This window comes from Roseivivax isoporae LMG 25204 (assembly GCF_000521865.1).
GTDB lineage: Bacteria > Pseudomonadota > Alphaproteobacteria > Rhodobacterales > Rhodobacteraceae > Roseivivax > Roseivivax isoporae.
The window spans coordinates 1-1118 of sequence record NZ_JAME01000125.1 but is presented as its reverse complement, the minus strand read 5'-3'; the positions used below and the strand labels follow the sequence as shown (position 1 = coordinate 1118).

The following is a 1118-nucleotide window of genomic DNA, read 5'->3' as shown; positions in this document are numbered from 1 at the left end:
CGCACGCTCGACGAGATCGCCGCCTGGGGAAGCCTGTCGGCGGAGGCCCGGCGGGCCGTCCTCGCGGACCTGCCGGCGCGCGCGGACCTCCTGTCTCCGGACGCGCGCGCCGCCATGCCGGGCCGGCGCTAGGCGCGTCATTCCGCGGCCTGCGCCACGCCGCCCGCCGCCACCGCCTCCAGCGCGTCGTCCACGAGCGCGAGCCCCGCGCCCCCGCGCGTCGCACCTTCGGACAGGATCCGCCGCCAAGCCCGCGCGCCCGGACGCCCCGCGAACAGGCCGAGCATGTGGCGCGTGACCTCGTGCAGCCGGCCGCCCGCCTCGAGATGCGCCGCGATGTGCGGCCGCATCGCGGCGACGGCGTCCTCGGGTCCGGCGCAGGGATCGGCCCGGCCCCAGATCCGGCTGTCGGCGCGGCCGAGGATGTCCCACGGCCGCTGGTAGGCGGCGCGCCCGATCATGACGCCGTCCATGCCGGCCTCGAGGAAGTCCGCCGCCGCGTCGAGGCTCGCGATCCCGCCGTTCACCGACAGGTGCAGGTCGGGAAACCGCGCCTTCATCGCTTGCACGAGCGGGTGGTCGAGCGGCGGCACATCGCGGTTCTCCTTGGGCGAGAGGCCCTGCAGCCAGGCCTTGCGCGCATGCACCGCGATCCGCGTCACCCCCGCGTCGCGCATCCGCGAGAGGAAATCGGGCAGCACGGCCGCGGGATCCTGGTCGTCGACGCCGATCCGGCACTTGACCGTCACGGGAACCTGCACCGCGTCCGCCATGGCACGCAGGCACGCGGCGACCCGCTCCGGATCGCGCATGAGGACGGCCCCGAACGTGCCCGACTGCACGCGATCGGACGGACAGCCCACGTTGAGGTTGACCTCGTCGTAGCCGCGCGCGGCGCCCATCCGCGCCGCCTCCGCCAGCTCGCCCGGATCCGACCCGCCGAGCTGCAGCGCGACCGGATGCTCCCCCGCGCCGAAATCGAGCAGATGCGCCGCCCCGCCCCGCACCAGCGCGGCCGAGGTCACCATCTCGGTGTAAAGGAGCGCCCCGTTCGACAAGGCCCGGTGAAACGCCCGGCAATGCCGGTCGGTCCAGTCCATCATCGGCGCAACCGAAAG

General features: G+C 74.9%; 2 protein-coding genes. One reads left to right on the top strand and one right to left on the bottom strand.

Annotation, left to right across the window (positions count from 1 at the left end):
- On the top strand, positions 1-132 hold a 132-nt coding region (locus RISW2_RS25870; protein WP_156943995.1), incomplete at its 5' end, for a DUF1289 domain-containing protein.
- A 5-nt stretch (positions 133-137) separates the two neighbouring features.
- Here the strand turns inward: RISW2_RS25870 and dusA are convergent.
- Positions 138-1118, bottom strand: a 981-nt coding sequence (gene dusA / locus RISW2_RS22925; RefSeq protein ID WP_051492397.1) for a tRNA dihydrouridine(20/20a) synthase DusA, incomplete at its 5' end; no start/stop codon positions are given.